Source organism: Mycobacterium sp. 1245852.3, assembly GCF_001669335.1.
Taxonomy (GTDB): domain Bacteria; phylum Actinomycetota; class Actinomycetes; order Mycobacteriales; family Mycobacteriaceae; genus Mycobacterium; species Mycobacterium europaeum_A.
This window is the reverse complement of the sequence record NZ_LZLL01000260.1, coordinates 1-3,555: the sequence shown is the minus strand read 5'-3', so window position 1 is coordinate 3,555 and position 3,555 is coordinate 1. Positions and strand designations below refer to the sequence as shown.

Genomic DNA, 3,555 nt, shown 5'->3' with positions numbered 1-3,555 from the left:
TCCCCCAGCAAGACGGCCCCGACGGCGCAGGCGAAGGCGGCTCGACGGGCATCCCATCCCAGGCGTCGTCGACGCCCGAATGCCGGGCGCGCCGCCGTCCGCCGGCCGATTCGCCCGGCGAATCACCGCCGACCCAATTGCTGCCCGGCGTGCCGGGTGGCAACCACAGCCCTCCCGCGGCGGCCGGCTGCCAGCCCTGGCCCGGCCAGTGCGCCTGCGGCTGCCGTTGGGGTTCCGGCGCCGGTTCGGGCTGCGGCTCCGGTTGGAACTGCGCCGCCGGCGGCGATGACGGTTGCTGACGCGGCTCGAACCGTTGTTCCGCCGGTCGCGCGTACGCGGACTCCTCGGCGTATGCGGGCTGCTCGGCGTACGCCGGATCCGGCGCCGGTTCGTACTGGTTGCGGACCCGTTCACGGCGGGGCGGCGGCTGCTGGCGAGGCGGGATCAGCGGTTCTTCGGGCACGTCGATGATGGCGTCGTCGCGGTTGTCCTGCGGCACCGACGTGACGCGGTCGCTGGACACCCAGTCGACGGGGTTGTCGCGCGGGTTTTCGCCGTTGCGATCCCACTCGCTGTACGCGCGCTCCGGCTGCGGCTCGGCCTCGGGCGTTCCCCCGAGGGCCGGGCGCTGCGCCAGGTCGGTGTCGAACAGGATTTCCAGGCTGGTCCGCAGGGCGGACAGTTCCGCACGCAACTCAGCCAGATCGTCGGCGGCCTGGGCGCGCAGCTCGGAGGCCAGCTCGCGGCGCAGCTGCGACTCCACGGTCAGTTCGTATTCGCGCCGGGCCGAGATCTCCCGGTCCAGCTGCAGGTCGTAGACCAGCTTGAGGTCGCGGACCCGGGACTGATCGGCGTCGCTTTGGCGTCGATAGAGCACGGAAACGAAGGCGCCGGCGACTGCGGCCCACAGCGCCAGGATTACAGCGAGCTTGAGAAGTTCCACCCGATTGGTGAAAACCAATGCGGAGCTGGCCCCCATCGCGAGGACCAGCAACGCGGTCAAGAGCACCCACCCCGGCCTGCGGCCGCCGCGCCGCACCCGGGCGCCGCGGGACAGAACGGTCATGGCCTGAGAGTACCTGTGCGAGGTCAATCCGCGTGTCGCGTGCCTCCGGCGATTCTCACCCGGGCTTGCCAGTGCTAGCTTTCCGCGCCCTCGCCGTGCTCGGTCGGATCCTGCGGTGACTTGCAGCAATGTTGCAGCCACAGCGCGGCAACGAGCAGCGCCAGCGCGCTGACGGCCGCGACCACGGTCCCCGTGGTGTCCTCGGCGGCCGCCCGCAACCACGATTTGCGGGGCAGGAAGTACACCAGGATGCCGACCCACCAGCCCAGCATCAACGCGCCGACCCAGGCCGAGGCCTTGGCAACCATCAGGCTGCGCGCCACCGCGAGCGGATGCAGCCAGCCCGGGCCGGAGCCGATCTCGCCCTCGCTGATCTTCGCCCGCACGTAGCGCGCCCACAGCGCCTCGACGACGGCCACCGCCAGCAGCGACAGGCCGGTCCACACGGTGATCGGCGGAAACCACCGGTATAGGCCCTTGACCAGCAGGTATCCCACCACGGCGGTGCCCACCACCGCGGCGGTCAGGTCACGCTTGCGGGTGGGTCCCATCAGGTCGTCGGCCCCCGATCGGCCGGCTTCCCGTTGAACCGCAGGGTCAGGTCGGTCGGCCGGACGCCGTCCCGGTCGGCCGCTTCCAGCTGGGCGAGCAGGCCCGCGACCGGCTGCGGACCATCGGCCAGGGTCAGCCGCGCGTCCGGCTCGACGTCCAGCCAGGGAATGAGTACGAATGCCCGGAGGTGGGCCAGCGGGTGCGGCAGCGTCAGGTTGTTCTCCCGGGAGATCACCTCGGTCGGGCCGTAGCAGGCGATCAGGTCGACGTCGAGGGTGCGCGGCCCCCAGCGCTCCCCGCGCACGCGGCCCGCCGCCCGCTCGAATTCCTGCGCGCGGCGCAGCCAGGCCTGCCCGTCCCGGGACGGGTCGTCGGCGATCACCACCGCGTTGAGGAACGGCGCCTGATCCACCCGGCCCCAGGGGTCGGTCTCGTACACCGGTGACACTGCGCGCACCGTCTCCCCCAGCCCGTCGACGACGGACTGCAACCGGGCCAGCCGGTCGCCCAGGTTCGAGCCGATCGACAGCACCACGCGTGTCATAGGGCCCCGCCCGCCGGAACCACCGAACCGCGGCCGCCGCGGCGCGACCGCCGCACCACCACGGCGACGTCGGCGAACTGCTGCGGGATCGGAGCCTGCGGCTTGTGCACCACCACCTCGACGGCGTGCACGCGCTCGTCGTCCATCACCTGGTCGGCGATCTGGGCGCCGACCGTCTCGATCAGGTTGCGCGCGGGCCCGGCCACCACGTCGGCGGCCAGCCGGGCCAGCGCCGCGTAGTCATAGGTGTCGGCCAGTTCGTCGCTGGCGGCGGCGCCGGCGAGGTCGATCCACACCGTGATGTCGACGACGAAGTCCTGACCGTTGGCACGCTCGTGGTCGAACACCCCGTGTTGTCCGCGAACCGTCAAGCCGCGCAATTCGATTCGATCAGCCATTGTCTCCAGCCAGTTCCGTGTGCGACCCGCCGGTCCAGGCCGCTACGACCTTGAGGGCATCGACCGTGGCGCGCACGTCGTGCACCCGCACCCCCCAGGCGCCGTGCAGGGCGGCCAGCGCCGACACCACCGCGGTGGCCGTCTCGCGCCCGTCGGGCGGTCGCGGCGCACCGTCGACCCCGGCTAACAACGTACCGAGGAACCGTTTGCGCGACGCACCCAGCAGCACCGGGATGCCGGTGGCGACCAGCTGCGGCAGGGCATGCAGCAGCGCCCAATTGTGTTGTCCCGTCTTGGCGAACCCCAATCCGGGATCGATCATCAACTGGTCGGGGTCGACACCGGCGGACACCGCGGCGTCGACGCTGGCCAGCAGCTCGTCGCGCACCTCGCCCACCACGTCGCGGTACTGCGGCGCCGCGTGCGGGCGCTCGGCCGACACCGATCGCCAATGCATCAGCACCCACGGCACTTTCGCGTCGGCCAGCAGGGGCGCCATCGCGGGATCGGCACGGCCGCCGGACACGTCGTTGACGATGCGCGCTCCGCCGCACAGCGCCGCGCGCGCGACATCGGCGTGCATGGTGTCGATGCTGACAGTGATCCCTTGAGCCGCAAGCGCTTTGACGACGGGTATAACCCGGGCGGTTTCGACCCCGGGGTCGATCCGCGTGGCGCCGGGCCGGGTCGACTCTCCCCCGACGTCGACGATGTCGGCGCCGTCGGCGACCAAGGCCAACCCGTGCGCCACCGCCTTGTCGGGATCGAGGTAGCGGCCGCCGTCGGAGAACGAATCGTCAGTGACGTTCAGAACTCCCATTACCTGCACGGGCGCCAGACTCACTTACGCAGGATCAGGTCGAGCGCCTCCGCTCGAGAAGCCGCGTTGGTTTTGAACAGGCCGCGCACCGCCGAGGTGGTCGTAACCGCTCCGGGCTTACGCACACCGCGCATCGCCATGCACAGGTGCTCGGCCTCGACCACGACGATCACGC

General features: G+C 71.4%; 6 protein-coding genes. All 6 read right to left on the bottom strand.

Translation table 11 applies throughout. The features are described from left to right. A partial coding sequence (locus A9W96_RS11475) for a DUF6779 domain-containing protein (protein ID WP_067139866.1) occupies positions 1 to 1,066 on the bottom strand: 1,066 nt, incomplete at its 3' end. Between the two features lie 74 nt (positions 1,067 to 1,140). Next, positions 1,141 to 1,617 carry a DUF3180 domain-containing protein gene (locus A9W96_RS11470; RefSeq protein WP_066868391.1) on the bottom strand — a complete coding sequence of 159 codons (477 nt, stop codon included), beginning with the start codon at positions 1,615 to 1,617 and terminating at the stop codon, positions 1,141 to 1,143. Further along, positions 1,617 to 2,162: a 2-amino-4-hydroxy-6-hydroxymethyldihydropteridine diphosphokinase gene (folK, locus tag A9W96_RS11465; RefSeq protein WP_067139862.1), complete on the bottom strand. Its 546-nt coding sequence runs from the start codon at positions 2,160 to 2,162 to the stop codon at positions 1,617 to 1,619. The genes A9W96_RS11470 and folK overlap by 1 nt, the downstream gene beginning before the upstream one ends. Next, complete coding sequence (gene folB, locus A9W96_RS11460) at positions 2,159 to 2,560, bottom strand: dihydroneopterin aldolase (RefSeq protein ID WP_066868388.1); 402 nt, start codon at positions 2,558 to 2,560, stop codon at positions 2,159 to 2,161. The genes folK and folB overlap by 4 nt, the downstream gene beginning before the upstream one ends. Then, entirely contained in the window at positions 2,553 to 3,404 is an 852-nt protein-coding gene (gene folP / locus A9W96_RS11455) for a dihydropteroate synthase (protein ID WP_197497991.1), read from the bottom strand. The genes folB and folP overlap by 8 nt, the downstream gene beginning before the upstream one ends. Continuing rightward, positions 3,401 to 3,555: GTP cyclohydrolase I (locus A9W96_RS11450; RefSeq protein ID WP_197499490.1), on the bottom strand; the 155-nt coding region annotated here is incomplete at its 5' end. The genes folP and A9W96_RS11450, both read right to left, overlap by 4 nt.